The 18,356-nt window shown below is 50.1% G+C and carries 18 protein-coding genes; 17 read left to right on the plus strand and 1 reads right to left on the minus strand.

The annotated features are described in order from the left end of the window. The first annotated feature begins 49 nt into the window (after positions 1–49). From abc-f to ABIC22_RS10975, 6 genes are all read left to right on the plus strand, one after another. Positions 50–1,975 carry a ribosomal protection-like ABC-F family protein gene (gene abc-f / locus ABIC22_RS10950; RefSeq protein WP_354480763.1) on the plus strand — a complete coding sequence of 642 codons (1,926 nt, stop codon included), beginning with the start codon at positions 50–52 and terminating at the stop codon, positions 1,973–1,975. Positions 1,976–2,158: 183 nt separating this feature from the next. Further along, a complete protein-coding gene (locus ABIC22_RS10955) occupies positions 2,159–2,692 on the plus strand; it encodes a hypothetical protein (RefSeq protein ID WP_354480765.1) in 534 nt (177 codons plus the stop codon). Beyond that, complete coding sequence (locus ABIC22_RS10960; protein WP_354480767.1) at positions 2,692–2,976, plus strand: hypothetical protein; 285 nt, start codon at positions 2,692–2,694, stop codon at positions 2,974–2,976. The genes ABIC22_RS10955 and ABIC22_RS10960 overlap by 1 nt, the downstream gene beginning before the upstream one ends. A 5-nt stretch (positions 2,977–2,981) precedes the next feature. Next, positions 2,982–4,298, plus strand: coding sequence for a glutathionylspermidine synthase family protein (locus ABIC22_RS10965; RefSeq protein ID WP_354480769.1), 1,317 nt, complete (start codon positions 2,982–2,984; stop codon positions 4,296–4,298). 15 nt (positions 4,299–4,313) lie between these two features. Beyond that, a complete protein-coding gene (locus tag ABIC22_RS10970; protein WP_127537428.1) occupies positions 4,314–4,718 on the plus strand; it encodes a DUF350 domain-containing protein in 405 nt (134 codons plus the stop codon). A gap of 245 nt (positions 4,719–4,963) precedes the next feature. Continuing rightward, entirely contained in the window at positions 4,964–5,911 is a 948-nt protein-coding gene (locus tag ABIC22_RS10975; RefSeq protein WP_095360156.1) for a nucleoside hydrolase, read from the plus strand. 75 nt (positions 5,912–5,986) lie between these two features. Here the strand turns inward: ABIC22_RS10975 and ABIC22_RS10980 are convergent, their stop codons facing one another. Further along, on the minus strand, positions 5,987–6,466 hold the full coding sequence (locus tag ABIC22_RS10980; RefSeq protein ID WP_354480771.1) for a heme-degrading domain-containing protein: 480 nt from the start codon (positions 6,464–6,466) through the stop codon (positions 5,987–5,989). A gap of 227 nt (positions 6,467–6,693) precedes the next feature. Between ABIC22_RS10980 and lspA the strand changes: the two genes are divergently transcribed. The 11 genes from lspA (at position 6,694) to ABIC22_RS11035 (ending at position 18,354) form a co-directional block, all read left to right on the plus strand. Next, positions 6,694–7,185: a signal peptidase II gene (lspA, locus tag ABIC22_RS10985; protein ID WP_127537427.1), complete on the plus strand. Its 492-nt coding sequence runs from the start codon at positions 6,694–6,696 to the stop codon at positions 7,183–7,185. Between the two features lie 297 nt (positions 7,186–7,482). Further along, positions 7,483–8,688, plus strand: coding sequence for an ABC transporter substrate-binding protein (locus tag ABIC22_RS10990; protein WP_127537646.1), 1,206 nt, complete (start codon positions 7,483–7,485; stop codon positions 8,686–8,688). Between the two features lie 24 nt (positions 8,689–8,712). Further along, complete coding sequence (locus tag ABIC22_RS10995; RefSeq protein ID WP_095290884.1) at positions 8,713–9,579, plus strand: carbohydrate ABC transporter permease; 867 nt, start codon at positions 8,713–8,715, stop codon at positions 9,577–9,579. After that, positions 9,579–10,406 carry a carbohydrate ABC transporter permease gene (locus ABIC22_RS11000; RefSeq protein ID WP_127537426.1) on the plus strand — a complete coding sequence of 276 codons (828 nt, stop codon included), beginning with the start codon at positions 9,579–9,581 and terminating at the stop codon, positions 10,404–10,406. Before ABIC22_RS10995 ends, ABIC22_RS11000 begins: the two co-directional genes overlap by 1 nt. Before the next feature lie 247 nt (positions 10,407–10,653). Next, positions 10,654–12,441 (plus strand): cache domain-containing sensor histidine kinase, encoded by a 1,788-nt coding sequence (locus ABIC22_RS11005; RefSeq protein ID WP_354480774.1) that lies wholly within the window; start codon positions 10,654–10,656, stop codon positions 12,439–12,441. Next, a complete protein-coding gene (locus ABIC22_RS11010; RefSeq protein WP_354480776.1) occupies positions 12,431–13,216 on the plus strand; it encodes a response regulator in 786 nt (261 codons plus the stop codon). Before ABIC22_RS11005 ends, ABIC22_RS11010 begins: the two co-directional genes overlap by 11 nt. Before the next feature lie 125 nt (positions 13,217–13,341). Continuing rightward, positions 13,342–14,679, plus strand: coding sequence for an extracellular solute-binding protein (locus tag ABIC22_RS11015; RefSeq protein ID WP_354480778.1), 1,338 nt, complete (start codon positions 13,342–13,344; stop codon positions 14,677–14,679). A gap of 56 nt (positions 14,680–14,735) precedes the next feature. Beyond that, entirely contained in the window at positions 14,736–15,617 is an 882-nt protein-coding gene (locus ABIC22_RS11020) for a carbohydrate ABC transporter permease (RefSeq protein ID WP_336782369.1), read from the plus strand. A gap of 56 nt (positions 15,618–15,673) precedes the next feature. Continuing rightward, positions 15,674–16,537, plus strand: a complete 864-nt coding sequence (locus ABIC22_RS11025) for a carbohydrate ABC transporter permease (protein WP_354485930.1) — start codon at positions 15,674–15,676, stop codon at positions 16,535–16,537. A 253-nt stretch (positions 16,538–16,790) separates the two neighbouring features. Next, on the plus strand, positions 16,791–18,200 hold the full coding sequence (locus ABIC22_RS11030; protein ID WP_095360148.1) for an MATE family efflux transporter: 1,410 nt from the start codon (positions 16,791–16,793) through the stop codon (positions 18,198–18,200). Next, complete coding sequence (locus ABIC22_RS11035) at positions 18,175–18,354, plus strand: hypothetical protein (protein ID WP_354480781.1); 180 nt, start codon at positions 18,175–18,177, stop codon at positions 18,352–18,354. The genes ABIC22_RS11030 and ABIC22_RS11035 overlap by 26 nt, the downstream gene beginning before the upstream one ends. Positions 18,355–18,356: the final 2 nt, after the last annotated feature.

The raw sequence follows: 18,356 nt of genomic DNA on the forward strand, positions 1-18,356 counted from the left end.
CTTTTTGTGTTGCGGTCAGGATCTTCCATACCATAGGAGGAACCTTATTATGATGATCATTAGCGCGCAACAACTGACTCAATATCACGGAGCACATCTGGTGCTGGACGGCATTACTTTTGAGATTATGGAGGGGGACAAAGTCGCCCTCATCGGCCGCAACGGAAGCGGCAAAACGACACTGATGCGTCTGATGGCCCGGCTGAATCAGCCGGACGAAGGGCAATTAATGATCAAAAAAGATACACGGATCGGCTATGTAGCGCAGGTGCCGGAGGGACTGGATGATTATACGGTACTGGATGTGCTGGCTCTGGGATTCAAAGCGCTTATGGAGTGCCGCAGCCGCATGAAGGAAATGGAGCAGCAGATGTCTGATCCAGACTATGCAGCAGATCCAGACCAATTGGAACGCTTGTTGAAACGATATGCCGCACTGCAGGAGCAGTTTGAACGTGAGGGCGGGTATGAGATGGACGCACGGATTGATCAGGTGGCGGACGGGCTGGATATTGCCAAAGCACACTATGGCTGGAGGTTCGGTTCCCTCTCCGGAGGAGAGCAGACCCGCGTCGTACTTGCTTCGCAGCTAATCGTCCGTCCAGATCTGCTGCTGCTGGATGAGCCGACCAATCACCTTGATCTGGAGCGGGTGGAATGGCTGGAAGGCTATCTACGGGAGTACACAGGCACGATCGTGCTGATCTCCCATGACCGTTATTTTCTGGACCGGGTGGTGACCCGAACGCTGGAGCTGGAAGATGGCGAAGCGCAAACGTCAGCAGGCGGTTATACGGAATACATGAAGGTGAAGGAACAACGGCTTCTGCAGCAATTTGAGGAGTTCAAGGAGCAGCAGAAGGTCATGAAGAAAATGAAGGAAACGATCCGTCAGTTGGAGGAATGGGGACGCATTGGCGGGAACGAGAAGTTCTTCCGGCGGGCCGCTTCGATGCGGAAGGCACTGGAGCGGATGGAGCAGGTGAAGCGCCCTGTGCTGGAGCGGCGCAATGCGGATTTTGATGTGCGTCCTACAGACCGCACGGGCCGCCGCGTGGCGGTAATTGAACAGGTGGAGAAGGCTTACGGAGAACGTCCGATCCTGCGCGGCGTTTCAGCGCTACTGGAGTTCGGAGACAAGGTGGCCCTGATTGGCCGTAATGGCTCAGGCAAGACCACATTGTTCAAGCTGCTGCTGGGAGAAGAGCAGGCTACTTCTGGTCAGCTTGAATGGGGAGCCCGCGTGGATGTCGGCTATCTGGCACAGCAGGAGGAGCCTTCCAATCCGAAGCTAAGTGTGCTTGAACATTTCCGCCTGGAGGCAGGTGTGGAAGAAGGCGAAGCACGTGGCATTCTGGCAAGGTACCTGTTCTATGGGGCAGATGTATTCCGCTCGGTTGGGCAGTTATCTGGCGGGGAGTGGACCCGTCTACGGTTATCCCTGCTGGTGCATCGGAAGCCGAACGTACTGCTGCTGGATGAACCAACCAACCACCTGGACATTGCTTCAAGAGAAGCACTGGAAGAATCCTTGGTTGACTTTGAAGGCACGGTGCTTGCGATCTCTCATGACCGCTACTTCGTGAACCGTGTGGTTTCACGTGTCTGGGAGCTGGAGAATGGTGAGATGACCACCTATCTCGGGGATTATGAAGCCTATCGGGAGAAAAAGCTTGAACTGCAAATGCGAGCAGGTGAAGCGGCCCAGCATGCCGTTCCTATTCCGGCCCTTCCTCGTGAGCGTGCCGAATCTAAGGAACAACGTAATTCTCGCCAAGGAGAGAATGGAACGGGGAAACGACAGTCGGCCGAGCAGCTCGAACAGAAGCTGGCTCGTCTGGAGGCACAGATTCAGGAGCTCGACCACCAGCTTGAAATGCAGGCGAGCTCTGCTGAGCTGGAACAGCTGTGGAATGAACGTGAGCAGCTGTCGGGTGAATACAACGAGCTATTGGCCCAATGGGCTGAATTATGATCGTTCGTCAAAGCAAGGACGAACTTGAAAGGTCGGAGAATGGTCTCCGGCCTTTTTGTTTTCCGGATGGTGAATCCAGTCATCCTACACTGCAATAGGCTTCAAAAGGTGCATTGCGAATGTCCTTATTTACATGTCATAGGGAATAGTGTAACTTTTTCCCTTCTCATGCGTTAAATACGTTTGTATGATTTGAAGCGGCTCAACTTAGAGCTACACAAAAGGGAGGTTATCGTTATCTATTACGCATTGACTTATCGAAGCTGGTCGGACGATCGGCAGGCTGAGACCGGGCAGCTGGAGCACGTATCTGTTACCCGGGATGAACTGTTTATGCGCAAGCTGGTGGATGCAACCCTGATGAAAAACAAACTGTGGGCCCACCTGTCCAATGAATGTGAGGATCTGCGGGATCATGCGATCTATGTGACTGCGTACGAAAGCCAGATGCCTGCAGATTACGGTACAGCGATTGCGGACGCTGCACTGGCCATGTGCAAAATGTCCTCGATGTACAGCGCAGAGTACATGCTGTGGAATGGAAAGGCATTTCAGGAGTTGGAACTCGCAGACTCTTCCTCGTACACGATGGAACTCGCCGAACGGCTGCTGGACCATTATATGGTTCGTAACGGAACGACGTATGAATTCGTGTATTCGGTGCTGGATGCGGATCGCCGGAAAGTGTTGTTTTTTATGAAGGAGGTAGACCTGTAATGACAGAAGAAGAGCGGCACCATTCATCAAAACCCGGATCAAAGGCAAAGCTGGTTGCCTTTTCCCTGATGCTGGCTGTACCTGCGGTATTGTCGGGCTGCGGCAGCAATGACGAGTGCGACCCGGATTATGACACCGGATGTGAGTATGATTCCAGCAGTGGGCATTATTATTATGGCGGTTCATACGGTGGAAGCAGCAGTAGTAGTAAGAACAGCTCGTATAGTAACTCGAAGTCCAAATCGAGCGGATTTGGCAGCTTCTTCCGCAGTTCGGGAGGCTAAAGGATATGAGGCATATTCACTCATTGCCCTATGGTCATGAAGAGGTGTTTGCGGGCGAGGCGGGGAAGCATGTGTCGTATCACCGGATGTATGGCAAGCAATATTGTGTACCCTCACTAACCCTGTATACTCCAGAAGAGATGCAGGAATTGCAGCGTGCAGTTGAGCTGATCGACGGCATATACTGCAAAGTCATGCGGTTCATCCAGCAGTATATGCCGGATAGCTTTTTGGAACAGCAGCTGGGTATTCATCCAGGGCTCATTGCAACAGCCAGGATGGAGACAGTGACTGGGGGCATTACGCGTCAGGACTGGATTATCGGTGAGGCCGGGTTCAAGTGTATCGAAAATAATACCGACACCCCAACTGGTATACCCGAAGCAGCGATTCTGGAGCGCATTTTGGTAGGCATGGCTGAAGATGATGCATACACTGCGCCGTCAGCGGACATGAATGCCTGCATCCGGGAATGCTTCCGCAGGTGGCTGGAGTCTTATGCCGAGCAAGGGCTGCGAGGACCAGTGACATTTACCTCATTTGGTGAGCATGTGGAGGATCGGACCAATACGGAGTATCTGATGAGACGCTGCCAGGAGGCTGGATATGAGGTGCGTTATGCTCCTCTGGAGGAACTTGAGATTGTTCCCGGAGAGGCACTGTATCATGATGGGCACGAGATTCAGCTGCTGTATCGTCTGTATCCGCTGGAGTATCTCGTTGATGATCGGGATGAGACAACAGGTGTGGACATCGGTGCAGCACTGCTTGCACTGGTACAGGAAGGCCGGCTTGGGCTGATGAACCCCGTTCAGCATGTCCTGATGCAGAGCAAAGGCTTCATGGCTGCGATCTGGTCACTCTATGAGCGCAACGAACAGACGCCAGAGTACTGCGGTTTTCGGCTGTTTACTAATGCGGAACTGGATTCGATTTCCCGGTATCTTCTGCCCACCTATTTCGAAGCAGGCCCTTTTGAACTGGAGTCCACTCCCTATGTGGAAAAAAGCTACTGGGGTCGTGAGGGCCGGGGCACTCAGCTGCTGGGTGAAGGAACGGAGAGTAGCGCGGCTGGAGCAGGACTGGACGAGGATGAAGATATCGCGGCTTACTATAACAACCAACCAAAGATTTATCAGCAGCTGGTTCCGATGGAACAGGCCAGCATCGTGACAGAAGACGGGGAATATAGCGGTTATCTGCTGACAGGCGTGTTTGTCATAGGTGGACGTTTTGCCGGTGTACTGCCCCGGATTGGGGAGAAAGTGACCGGAGATATGGCCTATTATTGTGCGGCCGCAGTAAATGGAAGTAATGGATGATGAGGAGGAGTAGGAATGGATAATTTGGGTTTGAACCTGCTGAATGTAGCGGTAGGCGTCGGCATTCTGCTGGTTGTATTGGTATGTGGGTATTTTGCTTTTAGCAAATTAACCCGGTATAACGATAGTGAGGAAATCGCCAAAGGTAACGAAGCGGCGGGAATGTATATGGGCAGCAAGCTGCTGGGACTGTGCATCATTGTCGGTATGGTGTCCTTCTCCACGCATTCATGGCTGGATATGCTGTTATGGTCTGTACTGGGAATCATTATTCTGTGTCTGGTCTATATTATATTTGATTTCCTGATTCCCAGAATGCGTGTATGCGATGAGATTGCAAGAGGCAATCTGGCGGTAGCCCAGCTGCTGCGATCCATTATCATCGGCGTTTCCATCGTCATCGGTACATTTTTGATGTAAAATGTACCCTAGCGATAAATGATAATTTAGAGGGAATATAATAATTACACATGTACGAAGAGGACAGAAAGAATCTGGAGAAGCGAAGCGTTCGCCTTTATCATCGGATTTTCACCTTTTCAGAAGGTATAAAAAAATCTGAGGATAACAGCGATCGTAAGATTGTTCTGTACTTGGAGTGCGAGTGTGTATTTCTTATATGTTCGTTCTAAATGAATTTCAAACTGAAGAAGGAGCGCAGCATCATGAGAAAAGTCATCATTGATACAGATACAGCAGGAGACGATACGATTGCGATCCTGACGGCACTGCACCACTTTCAAGTGGAAGGCATCACCATTACGGGCGGTAACGTCCAGTTTGACCAAGAGGTTGAAAATGCCCTGTACACCGTGCAGGTTGCTGGACATGGCGGCAAGGTGCCTGTGTACAAAGGATGCGAACGACCGCTGATGGCCTACGGGCAGGCGCAGCACCGCACAGTGGAAGATGTGCATGGCGACGACGGCATGGGCGGCGCGCATTTCCCCAAGGCAGATCAGCGTCCCGAAAGCGGCCACGCGGTTGATTTTATTATCGAGAAGGTTCATGCCAATCCGGGAGAGATTTCTCTTCTGGCGATTGCACCCCTGACCAACATTGCGATGGCGATTCAAAAGGACCCGACGATTATTCCGGAGATTGCTCATCTCTACATTATGGGCGGTACGAATAATGCGCTGGGCAACATTACGCCAGCGGCAGAGTACAACTTCTACGTTGACCCCGAAGCAGCTAAAATTGTACTGCATGCCGGCATTCCAACAACGATGGTTGGCTGGGAGATGTGCACCCAATACTCCGTCATGGATGATGATGATCATGCAGAGATAGCAGCGCTTGGAACATCCGGGGCTGATTTCTTCACAGCGATCAACAAAGTCGTTATGCAGTTCAACAAGTCGGTACATAAGCTGAATGGAACCACACACCCGGATACACTGCTGATGGCGGTAGCGGCAGACGAATCGCTGATGACGAAGTCAGGCCAGTATTACGTGGATGTGGAAGCCGCAGGAGAACTGACGCGTGGATACAGCGTGGTGGATATCAACGGACGTTTCGGCAAGGAACCTAACGTGCGCGTATGTGAAGCCATCGATCGGCCGAAGTTTAAATCCATGCTGTTGGATGTTTTGTCAGCTATTCAATGAACCAAGGAATGATCTAAACACGGCAAGCCCACCTGGGTCCGCAAGGACCAGGTGGGCTTTTCTTGTTACATTTCGTTAGCCTTGCTGCAGCAAAAATGAACGGATTCCAGTGGTGACCAGGTCGTGGTCTTCCTCATCGGGCAGACCCGATACCGTAATTGTTCCGATCTGTCCCTGACCCTCCACAATCAATGGAAAGGCACCACCAGCCAGTACAAAGTCAGAGGAAGGCAGGCTGAAATCCTGCTCAAGCGTTTTATTCTCGCTGCGCAGACGTAGAGCGGTATGCCATGAACTGGAGGAGAAGTGGTTTACCACGTTGTTTTTACGCCGGATCCAATCCTCGTTGTCCGGATGAGTGCCTTCCATGGCATGCAGGAAAAGGCGATGTCCACGGAGGGTAATGTCGATGGTTACGGCCTGTGAACGACGTTTCGCCTCCTCGATCAGATGGAGTCCAAGCTGTAGGGCCAGTTCAGAGTCAAATGTACGGAATACCAAGTCCTTTTCTTCCTGCTGCATTTCCTTTAATCTCTCTGTCATCGTCAGGTTCAATTTACAGGCAGCCCCTTTTCATGTGTAGTTCATATCTACATTCGACATAGGGTAGGGTGGTCCCTCCCGGATGCAGTGGGTTATCGTTTGGCTCTAAATATGCCTTTCACCGGAGCCCATTTGGAGACACGACTTCGGCTGTGGTAAAGTGAAGGGAACGTAACTTTGGACATTCCACAGGTTTACATAGGATAGGGCAAAACGAGTTGGGCAGGAGGAGAGACAATATGCTGTTTTATTTTATAGCACTACTGGTTACGCTGGTGGATCAGGGTACCAAGCTGGCCGTGAGAATGTATATGGAAGTCGGCGACATGATGAGACTCGGTGACTCGGGCATGCAGCTGCAGCATTATGAGAATAGCGGGATGGCGGGAAGCATGTTTCAGGGAAATGCGCGTCTGTTCGGCGTTGTCGCCATTCTGTTCATTGCCGGCATTCTGTATTATCGGAGAAAAGGTGAAATTCGCGGTTTCTGGATGCAGGCAGGAGCAGGCTTCATGGTCGGTGGAGCCTTGGGAAATGCAATTGACCGTTTTGTATTTGCAAAAGTAACGGATTTTCTAGTATTTCCATCTGGCCGGGGCATTCTCAACCTGGCTGATGTAGCGATTAACATTGGGGTGATACTCTTGGTGATCGGAATGTTAATCCGTGCATTTAAGAGCTACCGGGCCAAGCGATCGCGCAATGCCTTGCCCAAAATTGAACGTTGGTAATGCGACATTAATCAAGTGTTGCAATTACGCACAATGGAAAAAAGAAGGACATTGGATATAGGCCGATGTCCTTCTTTTTGTTGTGCAGCAAGCAGTGCTGGAAAATAACGCCGTGATTCATTTTTATCGAAACCGTTTTAGAAATAATAAAGGGTTGAATAGCCCGCCCTTATGTCATGCTCCACGTGGAAGAATTAACCAAATGGTTATTCCACCAATTTAATGGGTATATCTTTACTTATATAATGCTGAGGGAGGTACAACATGAGAACATCGCTTACCAAGGCACTCGGGACAATGTTGCTATGTGGATTAATGGCTGTGCTCCTATCTTCTTGTACAAGCGGGGAGAGCGCAAGCGGCAAAGTGCAAATCGAATTCTTCCAGAACAAACCCGAAGCCAAAGGAACCTTTGACGAATTGATCAAGACATTCAATGCGGAGCACTCCGATATACAGGTCACTCAGGTGAATCCGCCAGATGCGGAGACGGTGTTGAAGACTCGCGTAGTCAAAAACGATGTGCCTGATATTATGGCCATGGGTGCAACCGATACATATTCGATACTGGCCCAAAGTGAAATTTTCGCTGATCTGACGGACAGCTCGCTGACCAAGACGATTGATCCGAATTACATACAAATGCTGAAGGATGTCACAGGCATGGAGGAAGTGACAGGCATTCCTTACGCAACAAATGCAAACGGCATCATGTACAACAAAACGCTGTTTAAGGAAATGGGACTCGACGTTCCCAAGACATGGGACGAGCTGATTGCTACTGCTCAAAAGATCAAGGACGCGGGTAAAATTCCGTTTTACTTCACGTACAAGGATGACTGGCAGACGAATCTGCCGTTCAATGCTCTTGGACCTAACTTGGTTGGTATCGATTTCTATCTGGATCGTCGCGAGAACAAGGTGACCTTCAAGGATAAATATCGCGAAGTGGCAGAGAAACAGCTTGAACTGATGAATTACGGTCATGGCGATAATTTCGGTAAGGCCTATTCCGATGGTAACCGGGCTTTTGCCAACGGCGAAGCATTCATGTATATCCAGGGAACCTGGGCGATCTCCGAGATTCGCAAAGCCAATCCGAATGTGGATATCGGCTTCTTCCCGTTCCCGACCGGAAATGATCCAAGCCAGATCAAGCTGGTGAACGGCATCGACTCCCTGTTTACGATCTCGGCAGATACGCCAAACCGGGAACAGGCTGAAGAGTTTATCGCATTCCTGCTGGAACCCGAAAATATCGGGAAATACATTGAAGAGCAAACGTTGTTTGCGGCGGTCGAAGGCGTTGAACAGGACGACCCTGCGGTGCAGGAGCTGACGCCATATATCGAGCAGGGCAAAGTTATTGATTTTGCCGATCACTATATTCCGGCTGCGGTGCAGCTGAATTCCATCGTACAGTCCTTTTTGCAGAACAAAGACATCGACAACTATCTGGATACACTCGACAAAGAATGGGACAAGGTTGCAAACCGGCGTTAAGCCTTGTCCGAAGGAGGATGGAGTATGAACAAACGTATGGCACCCTATTACTGGATGACGGTTCCGGCGGTGGTATTGTTCTTCGTGTTTATGACGCTGCCGGCTCTCCAGGGGATTTATTATTCCTTTACGAACTACAACGGTTTTGGGAAAAGCTATGATTTCGTCGGTTTCAAAAACTATTTCAACCTGTTTCAGGATGATAATGTCGGCAATGCCTACTGGTTTACATTCAAGTTTGCGATTGTGGTGACCATTCTCACCAATATTCTGAGCCTGCTTATCGCTCTCGGGCTGAATGCCAAGATCAAGTTCCGTAACTTTTTCCGCGGCATCTACTTCCTGCCCAATATTTTGAGCGTATTGATTGTAGGTTACATATTTAACTACCTGTTCTCCAATGTATTCCCGATCTGGGGGCAAAATCTAGGCATCAACGCGCTATCCACGAACATACTTGGTAGCGAAAGTTTGGCATGGATCGGGATCGTTATCGTAGCCGTATGGCAATCGGTAGCACTCAATACGATTCTCTATCTGGCCGGACTGCAAACGATACCAACAACGCTGTACGAGGCATCCAACCTCGACGGTGCAGGCAAATGGCGTGAATTCTGGAGTATTACCTTCCCGCTGATTGCACCATTCTTCACCATTAATATGGTACTGGCTATGAAAAACTCCCTGATGGTCTTCGATCAGATCGTTGCCTTGACCAATGGTGGACCCGGACGGGCGACGCAATCCATCTCTCACCTGATCTATACGGGTGGATTTGAAGGTGGAGAATACGCGTATCAATCTGCGAACTCGGTTATTTACTTCATCGTGATTGCGGTAATCTCGATTCTGCAAATCCGGTTCCTGCAAAGAAGGGAGATGGATCTGTAATGAGAAGTCGTACACGCACCAACTGGCTCGTTATGCTGCTCGTTATTCTGGGTACATTGTTTATCCTGTTTCCGCTGTATATGACGGTTACGATCGCATTGAAAAATCCGGAGCAAATGGCCCAGTCGGTATTTGCCTTCCCGACCGAATTGCACTGGGAGAACTTCGCAAGCGCCATCGACATGACGAACTTCTTCCAATCGTTCCGTAACAGTGCTGTCGTTACTGCATCAACCGTCATTTTGACGCTCCTTAGTAACTCCATGGTAGCTTACGCTATCGCGCGCAATATGGAGAAACGCAAGTTTTTCAAAGGGCTGTATTATTACTTCGTCAGTGCGATGTTCATTCCGTTTCCGATCATCATGCTGCCGATTGTCAAACTGACATCTTCACTGGAGATGACGAACCTGCTTGGCTTGACCTTATTACATACGGTGTATGGACTCGCCTTTAACGTCTTCGTGTATGTCGGATATATCCGGTCCATTCCGGTGGCACTGGAGGAGGCAGCTTTTGTGGATGGAGCAACAACCTGGGGCACATTCTGGAAAATCATTTTCCCGCTCATGGCACCAATCAGTGCTACGGTTGGTATTCTGACATGTCTGTCCACCTACAATGACTTCCTGCTGCCGCTCATCATTATCAGTGATCCGGCACAGTACACGCTGCCGCTGGTGCAATACGTCTTCCAGGGTCAGTTCAATACCGACTTTAACCTGGCGTTTGCATCCTACCTGCTGGCCTTGCTGCCGATGATTATCATCTATCTGTTTGCTCAGAAGTGGATCATTAACGGGGTAACCCAAGGTTCTGTAAAATAAAGCTTTGTGAATATAGAGAGGTGGACCTAAGAGTCCTCCTCTCTTTTTTATTTCAAGGATGCACTACGAACGTTTCGAACGGATTGATTAACCCGGGAAACTGTGCTATTTTTTATTCGTTAGTTTAATCATTAAACAAAGAAAGCGAGCGTTGTCTTTTGCAAGCGCTTTAATTAAATAAGTGAATGAAACCAGCATCGGTGTACTCAATCTCAAGAGCAAGGGAGTAGGATGGTGGTTTTTTTACATGCAGAAAGGAGAATGGACAGAGTTGCAGGGGAAACCAGGGCGCTATAACTCGCTTCGCAATCAGATCTTTGTCGGTTTCGTCATGGTGATGCTTATTGTGCTGCTGCTCGCAGGTGTAACGGCCTATGACCGGGTGGCTGCGTTGCTAAAGAGCAATGCCGAGAAACATATCCATCAGACTGCAGTGCAGGCCAGTGGTCGATTGGACGCGCTCATTGCACAGGTGAACTCGTTGACGGCCCAAGTCGCGGATGATTCGTATGTGCAGCGTCTGCTCAGTGACGAGAAGCATGGTAAACCGGCCACCTTCAATCAACGTCAGGCACTGCTTCAGATTGCAGGCAGCTATCAATCTTTTATTAACGGGGCGCAAAGTATGGAGATCTACACAACCGGATACAACCGTATATTCCCGATGGATGACCGATCCCTGGATCTCCGAGTGGAGCGCAGCTGGATCACCCAAGCGGATGAAGGCAAAGGCAGATTAGTGTGGGCAGGCTCTGACCCTGAAGACCCGGGTGTACTTCTCGCCATTCGTCGAATCAACCTGCTGGAGCATTCTTTTGAACATGGGGGCTATGTTGTGGTGCGGATGCAGCGCAGTTTTTTCCAACTGAATGATTCGAATGAGTCAGAGGGTTTGCAGGATTCCATCCTGCTGCTGGACGGCGATGGTGAAGTGGTGACTTCCAATCTGCAGATTAACCTTGATCCCAAGGCCATTTTGGACAGTGGGTCCGTCGTTCAGAATGGAGAGGAATCCTATATCGTTGTTCGACATAGGTCCGAGCTGACGGGATGGACACTTGCTGTGCTGACACCGCTAGGAGAAACAACCGAAGGTGTATCGATCCTGAGAACGGCGCTGCTCGTTTCGGGAATCATTGGTGTGGGGCTGTTTCTTGTGATGTCCTTTTTTCTGTCCACCATGATCACACGTCCGTTGATTCGGCTGATGCGGGCCATGCGCGGGGCACAGCCCGGAGCGATGAGACCGAATCTGATGGTCAGTTCCACCATGGAGATCAATGAGCTGAATGATGTGTATAACCAGATGGTGTACAGGCAGAACGAATTGACACGTGTGGTGCACGAGAAGGAAGTCATGCAGTCCCGGGCCGAGCTGAAGGCGCTACAATCGCAGATTAATCCGCATTTTCTGTTTAACACCCTGGAGGCATTCTATTGGTCTTTGGAGGAAAAAGGAGAAGAGGAGCTGGCACTTAGGGTTATTGCCATGTCCCGGTTATTTCGCTACATCATCCCGGGTCCTCATCAGGATGAATGGGTCACGATCGCGGACGAACTGGAGCATGCGGAGCGGTATTTAAACATTATGCAGATGCGGCTGGGCGAGAGAATGCAGTGGGAGATCAGGCTGAGTGAGGAACTGCGCAGCGTACCTATCCCCAAGCTGCTGATCCAGCCATTGGTGGAAAACGCGATACTGCACGGGATTGAAAACACGTTAAAACCGGGAAAGGTGGAGATTCGTGTTGAACCTTCCTCGGTAGAAGGTCGTGTACGCGTCAAGGTCCAAGATAATGGGCCGGGCATGGATGAGGGACGTCTGCTATCCATTGTTCAAGCTCTGGACGGCGGGCCTGCTGCATCCACCAAGGGAACGGGAGTCGGGCTGATCAATGTGCATCGCCGGCTGAAAGTCTACTTTGGCAGCCAACTGGGCGATGCAGCCAAACTTGTGGTGGAGAGCGAAGTAGGGAGAGGGACCATCATATGTTTTGAAATTCCGAGGGAAACGGGGGCTGCACATGATTCATGAGAAAACCATTCTGATTGTGGATGACGAGCCGCGTACAAGAGAAGGCATACGCAAAACACTTGAGGCCTGGTCTACTGGGCGGAACCGGATTCAGACGGCCGCAAGCGGTGTTGAAGCCAGGGATTGGCTCGCCAGTCAGCCTGCAGATCTGCTGATCACCGATGTTCGCATGCCGGAATTCTCGGGCTTGTCGCTGGTGGAGGCCATTCAGCATTTTCCCAGCAAGCCGGCTGTCCTGATTATGTCGGGGTATGCGGACTTTAATTATGTCCACCAGGCGATCAAGCTCGGTGTGGTCGATTATCTGCTCAAGCCGATTGACAAAGAACAGCTGCTCCAGACGGTACAGAAGGCACTGCACGTCCATGAACAGCAGCGGCGCATCCAAACGATACAGGAGATGGTTGATCCGAAGCTGTTCGAGGTCAAGGAGCGAGAACAGCAGGGCAATACCCCAATTGGCGAGGCTTTGGCGTACATTGAGGCACATCTGGGTGAACCGATGACCATGCGTGAGCTTGCCGATTCGCTGCATCTGAACTCCAGTTATTTCAGCGTGCTGTTCAAGGAGCAGGTCGGGCTGAATTTTAGTGAGTATCTCATGCGTAAACGGGTACAGCGGGCCAAGGAATTGCTGGTGCAGACAACGATGCCCATCTCGGAGATCGCGGAGAGCGTTGGCTACCAGACCGATAAATATTTTATCAAAGTCTTCAAAAGCCTGGAGGGGCTCAGTCCAAGCAAATACCGTCATGCCGTAAATGAAAAGAGTTAACAAGTTCACCTTAAAATAGTGGAGTTTTACCAAATCGTCCTGACCTTATAGCGTGATGATGCCCGTGCTACAATTTTAATAAAGCGGTTACATTAACCGAAAAACCACTATTGGGGGCTGGGATTATGAGCAAAAAAACGCTGGCAATGCTTCTGTCATGGACGCTGGTTCTCGCTGTCATATTGTCGGGGTGCAGCAGCACGGGTTCCGGTGGAGATAACGAATCCGGCAGTAATGGCGGCGGAGAGGGCGGTACCACAGACGGAAAGGTCACGCTGAAATTTATGCATCTCTGGCCGGCTGGCAGTTCTGCACAGCAGAACAAGCTGGTCAATGATATTATCCAGCAGTATCAGACGGATCATCCAAATGTGACGATCAAGCAGGAAGTACTGGAGAATGAACAATACAAGAACAAGCTGAAGATTCTGTCCGCATCCAATGAACTTCCCGATGTCGGGGTAACCTGGGCCGCAGGCTTCCTGGAGCCTTATGTAAAGGGCAATCTGTTTGCGCCGCTCGATGAACTGCTGAATGGATCCCTTGGTGAGAAGTTCATCGCCGGAACGACAGAGGCTTACGCGGTAGACGGCAAAACCTATGCGCTTCCGATTGAGCTCAATATCTCACCCATTTATTACAACAAAGCGATCTTTGCCAAATATAATTTGCAGCCGCCAGCCACATACGATGAATTCCTGAATGTGCTGAAGACGCTGACTGAGAACGGCGAAGTGCCGATTGCACTCGGGAATAAAGACCGCTGGACCGGTTCACTCTGGTATATGTATCTGGCGAATCGTCTAGGCGGGGATGCGCTGGAGAAAGCGATTAGTGGATCAGGCAAGTTTGAAGATCCTGCCCTGACCCAGGCTGCGGCAGAAGTGCAGAAGCTTGTCGATATGAACGCATTCAACAAGGGCTTTAACGGGTTGTCCAACGACGAAGGCAAATCCGAATTCATGAATGAGAAGGCTGCCATGTACCTGATGGGAACGTGGGAACTACCGAACTTTACTACGAACCCGGATATTCCGCAGGAATTCAAGGATAAGGTTGGATTTTTCAAATTCCCGACGATTGACGGCGGCAAAGGGGATATCAACAGCTGGGTAGGCGGACCGGGCGTAGGCCTGTTTGTGGCCCAGAACTCCAAAGTGAAGGAAGAAGCGCAGAAGTTTGTGCAGTATTTTGTGGAAAAATGGGGTGAAAGCTCCGTGACCGAAGCCGGGGTCATTCCGGCAACTAAAGTCGATACGGCGGCAGTACAGCTGCCACAGCTCTATATCGATCTGCTGAACGAGTTGAATCAGGCAAGCAGCCTGACACTCTTTGCAGATGTGCAGATGAAACCGGCTGCTGCTCAGGCGCACCTGGACATGATTCAGGCATTGTTTGGCAAGGCGGTCACTCCTGAAGACTTTGTGAAGAATCATCAGGCTGCAATTGATAAAGGCAACTGATGTACACCTCACCTAGACCATTTGAAGGTTTGAACGTATGAAGGGAGGATCACGTCTTGGACAAAGTCATGTCGAACCGTCTGGTTGCTGCGCTGTATGTGCTGCCTGCGCTGCTTCTGCTGCTGGTTCTGGTCTATATCCCGATTGTGCTCACCGGATATTACGGTTTGATGCAATGGGATGGGATTGGGGCGATGACGTTTATTGGTTTGGATAACTACGCCAGATTGATTCAGGACAGTACGTTCTGGCAGAGCGCCAATCATACTTTTTTGCTCGCCTTGTTCTCTGCGCTGAGCCTGATTGGTTATCTGATGATCGCACTTGTGCTGTCAGGCAAGATCAAGGGCGCGAATCTATTTCGAAAAATATATCTGATCCCGATGCTGCTGTCTTCTGTTGCGATTGCCCAGTTATGGCTGAAAATTTATCATCCCAGCAACGGTGTATTAAACAGCTTTCTGGAAGCGATCGGATTCAGCAATCCGCCGGCCTGGCTGGCGGAGCCATCGCTCGTGCTGTATGCACTGTTCGTGCCGATTCTGTGGCAGTATGCGGGCTTCTATATTCTGATCTATTATGCCGCGCTGAAGAACATCCCGGAATCTCTGGTCGAGGCTGCCCGAATTGATGGTGCGAATCCGTGGCAGATTGCCTTTCGGATCAAGCTGCCACTCATCACGGAAGTCATCAAGGTAACCGTGGTGCTCGCCGTGGTGGGTTCGCTCAAGTATTTTGACCTCATCTATGTGATGACCGATGGGGGTCCAAATGGCTCCAGTGAAGTTATGGCCTCCTATATGTATCGTCAGGCTTTCCGAAGCTTCGACTTTGGTTACGGCAGTGCTGTAGGGTTTTTCCTGCTCTTGATCTGTCTGGTGGTCACATGGTTGCTCCGCAAGGCGACGGCTTCCAAAGATACGATCGAGTATTCCTGACGTGAACGTAAAATGAAAGGAGGTCTATCCTGGTGAAGACGGATACGGCTGTTCGGCTGCCCGTACATCCGGAGACGGGCCAAGGCTCAGCATGGTTAAGAAGGTTTGGATATGTGCTGCTGTATGTGCTCTTGTCTCTGGTGGCTGTGCTTCAGATATTGCCCTTGGTCTGGCTGCTGTTATTCTCGCTCAAAAATAATCAGGAAGTATTCGACATGGCTCCTTTTGCCCTCCCGGCTACGCCGCGTTGGGAGAACTATGTCAAGGTATGGACGGAAGGTAATATCAGCTTATACTTTTTCAACAGTGTATGGATTACGGTGGTTTCTGTAGTGTTCACGGTTCTGTTTGCCAGCCTCGTCACGTTTGCCATTACACGGATGCGCTGGAAGGGACGTTCGCTGGTGCTGGGGCTGTTCATGGTGGGTCTGATGATCCCGGTGCACTCCACACTGATCCCACTGTTCAGCCTGTTCCTGAAGCTGAATCTCACAGACCATCCGTTATCGGTCATTCTGTCTTACATTGCATTTAATATGCCGATCACGATTATGATCCTGCTTGGATTCTATTATTCACTTCCGAGAGAGGTCGAAGAGGCCGCGGTGATGGACGGTTGCTCCGTCAACCGAATCTTCTTCCGCATTGTACTGCCGATGACCGCTTCCGTAATTGCGACAACTGCCATCATTAACATGATCTATGACTGGAACGAATTTATTTTCGTCAATACCTTCATTAGCTCGGATGCGTATAAAACGCTGACGGTTGGTGTACAGAACTTTATTGGGCAGTATACCACCGATTGGGGTGCCATTGGGGCTACGCTGATGATCAGCATCCTGCCGATCCTGATTGCATTTCTGGTGCTGAGTGAACGGATTGTCGAAGGGATCGCGGCCGGTTCGGTCAAAGGATGATGGTCCGGTAATTGGTCCGGTAATGCCCTTCTATTAGACGCATCGTCTGCGTTTAATAGAAGGGTTTTGCTATGTCTCGGCATGTCTACAGAGCAATGTGGCGGTGACTGCAAGACAGGTTTTATGAAACAAATAAATCCCTTTTTCTGGTATTTCAAAAATCTTTCAATTATTTTCACAAAACTACTGCATTTTCAAATTACCTGTGCTAACATACCCTATGAAATCAAGCCCACGTTAGAAAGGTGAGAAAATGACAGCAATATCCTCGACCAAAGAGTCCCTCCGTTCAGATGCCAAGGATCTGAAGCTGATTCGGCTGACCTGGCCGATTTTCCTGGAACTCTTCTTGTTTATGTTGATGGGGAGCGTAGATACGCTCATGCTTAGTTCGGTATCAGATAATGCAGTCTCCGGGGTGGGCGCAGCCAACCAGATTATCTCGATTGCCATTCTTGTACTCGAAGTCATCGGACATGGTGCTGCGATTGTCGTAGCCCAATATATAGGTTCCAAAAAACTGAGTGAAGCAGCACAGGTTACAGGGAATGCGATTACGCTGAACCTTATGGTTGGGCTGATCCTAAGTGTTATTTTTCTGGTGTTTGGTGGACATTTACTGACACTTCTGAATATTCAAGGCGAAATCTACGATTACGCCCGTTCGTATATAAGCATTGTCGGGGGCGGGATTTTCCTGCAGGCTCTTATCAATGCGCTGGCTGCAACCATTCGTACACACGGGTATACTAAGGAAACGATGTACGTATCCGTGTTTATGAACGTCATCCACGTGATTGGTAACTATGCCCTGATCTTTGGACATTTTGGCCTGCCCAAGCTGGGCGTGGAAGGGGCAGCGATCTCGACGGTGGGAAGCCGTTTCATCTGCCTGCTGATCTTCTTCTGGCTGTTGTACCGTGTGAGTGAGGTTCGGGTAGAGTTCGGTTATTACATTAAATTGTCCAAAAATTTTATCGGCAAAATTCTGCGAATCGGCATTCCGTCTGCGATGGAATCCATGGTGTATCATTCCTGCCAACTCATATTTACGTTGTACGTGACCTATCTTGGTGCGGAAGCCATGGCAACCAAGCAATATGCCGGCAATATCTCCAGCTATATTTATCTGTTCAGCATGGCGATCGGCATGGGAACATCCATCATTGTTGGTCGTCTCGTGGGTGCACGCCGCAAAGATGAGGCATACAAACGGGTATTCGACAGTGTAAAATGGGCCCTTCTGGCCACCGTTATTATTGACGTGATCATTATTATTTTCCGCGTACCATTAATGGGCATCTTTACGGAAAACCCGGAGATTATCAAGCTGGGCGCTCAGGTACTCCTGCTTAGTCTTTTGCTTGAAACCGGACGTACCTGCAACATTGTCATTATTGGTTCCCTGCGTGCGGCAGGGGATGCCAAGTTCCCGGTATATATGGGGCTGATCTCGATGGTATGCATGAGTCTGCCTCTCGGATATCTGCTGGTGTTCCAGCTTGATCTGGGGCTGGCGGGTGTGTGGCTTGCCATTGCGGCAGACGAATGGACACGTGCAGTCATTATGTACTTCCGCTGGAAGAGCCGGGCGTGGGAGAAACATGAACTGGTGGAGCATGATGAGGACGAGGTTGGTGCAGAGCCGGTTCCGGCTGTCTGATTCGTTTGCCACGATTGGATATACAGCACTCAAGAAAGAGTCGGTCAAGGACATGGTTGTCCCTGATCCGGCTCTTCTTTTTTATATTTTCCGCAAAAATGATCAAAACGGCCGATTGGCGAACACGTATAGTAAGGATATGGAAGGGGGTTAATC

Origin of the sequence: Paenibacillus sp. PvP094 (genome assembly GCF_040546835.1) — a bacterium.
In the GTDB taxonomy this organism is placed as follows: domain Bacteria; phylum Bacillota; class Bacilli; order Paenibacillales; family Paenibacillaceae; genus Paenibacillus; species Paenibacillus illinoisensis.

Excerpts from the sequence above, each read along its gene's own strand:
- abc-f (WP_354480763.1), top strand. The coding sequence starts at position 50 with ATGATGATCATTAGCGCGCAACAACTGACTCAATATCACGGAGCACAT.
- ABIC22_RS10960 (WP_354480767.1), top strand. The coding sequence starts at position 2,692 with ATGACAGAAGAAGAGCGGCACCATTCATCAAAACCCGGATCAAAGGCA.
- ABIC22_RS10965 (WP_354480769.1), top strand. The coding sequence starts at position 2,982 with ATGAGGCATATTCACTCATTGCCCTATGGTCATGAAGAGGTGTTTGCG.
- ABIC22_RS10970 (WP_127537428.1), top strand. The coding sequence starts at position 4,314 with ATGGATAATTTGGGTTTGAACCTGCTGAATGTAGCGGTAGGCGTCGGC.
- ABIC22_RS10975 (WP_095360156.1), top strand. The coding sequence starts at position 4,964 with ATGAGAAAAGTCATCATTGATACAGATACAGCAGGAGACGATACGATT.
- lspA (WP_127537427.1), top strand. The coding sequence starts at position 6,694 with ATGCTGTTTTATTTTATAGCACTACTGGTTACGCTGGTGGATCAGGGT.
- ABIC22_RS10990 (WP_127537646.1), top strand. The coding sequence starts at position 7,483 with ATGTTGCTATGTGGATTAATGGCTGTGCTCCTATCTTCTTGTACAAGC.
- ABIC22_RS10995 (WP_095290884.1), top strand. The coding sequence starts at position 8,713 with ATGAACAAACGTATGGCACCCTATTACTGGATGACGGTTCCGGCGGTG.
- ABIC22_RS11000 (WP_127537426.1), top strand. The coding sequence starts at position 9,579 with ATGAGAAGTCGTACACGCACCAACTGGCTCGTTATGCTGCTCGTTATT.
- ABIC22_RS11005 (WP_354480774.1), top strand. The coding sequence starts at position 10,654 with ATGCAGAAAGGAGAATGGACAGAGTTGCAGGGGAAACCAGGGCGCTAT.
- ABIC22_RS11010 (WP_354480776.1), top strand. The coding sequence starts at position 12,431 with ATGATTCATGAGAAAACCATTCTGATTGTGGATGACGAGCCGCGTACA.
- ABIC22_RS11015 (WP_354480778.1), top strand. The coding sequence starts at position 13,342 with ATGAGCAAAAAAACGCTGGCAATGCTTCTGTCATGGACGCTGGTTCTC.
- ABIC22_RS11030 (WP_095360148.1), top strand. The coding sequence starts at position 16,791 with ATGACAGCAATATCCTCGACCAAAGAGTCCCTCCGTTCAGATGCCAAG.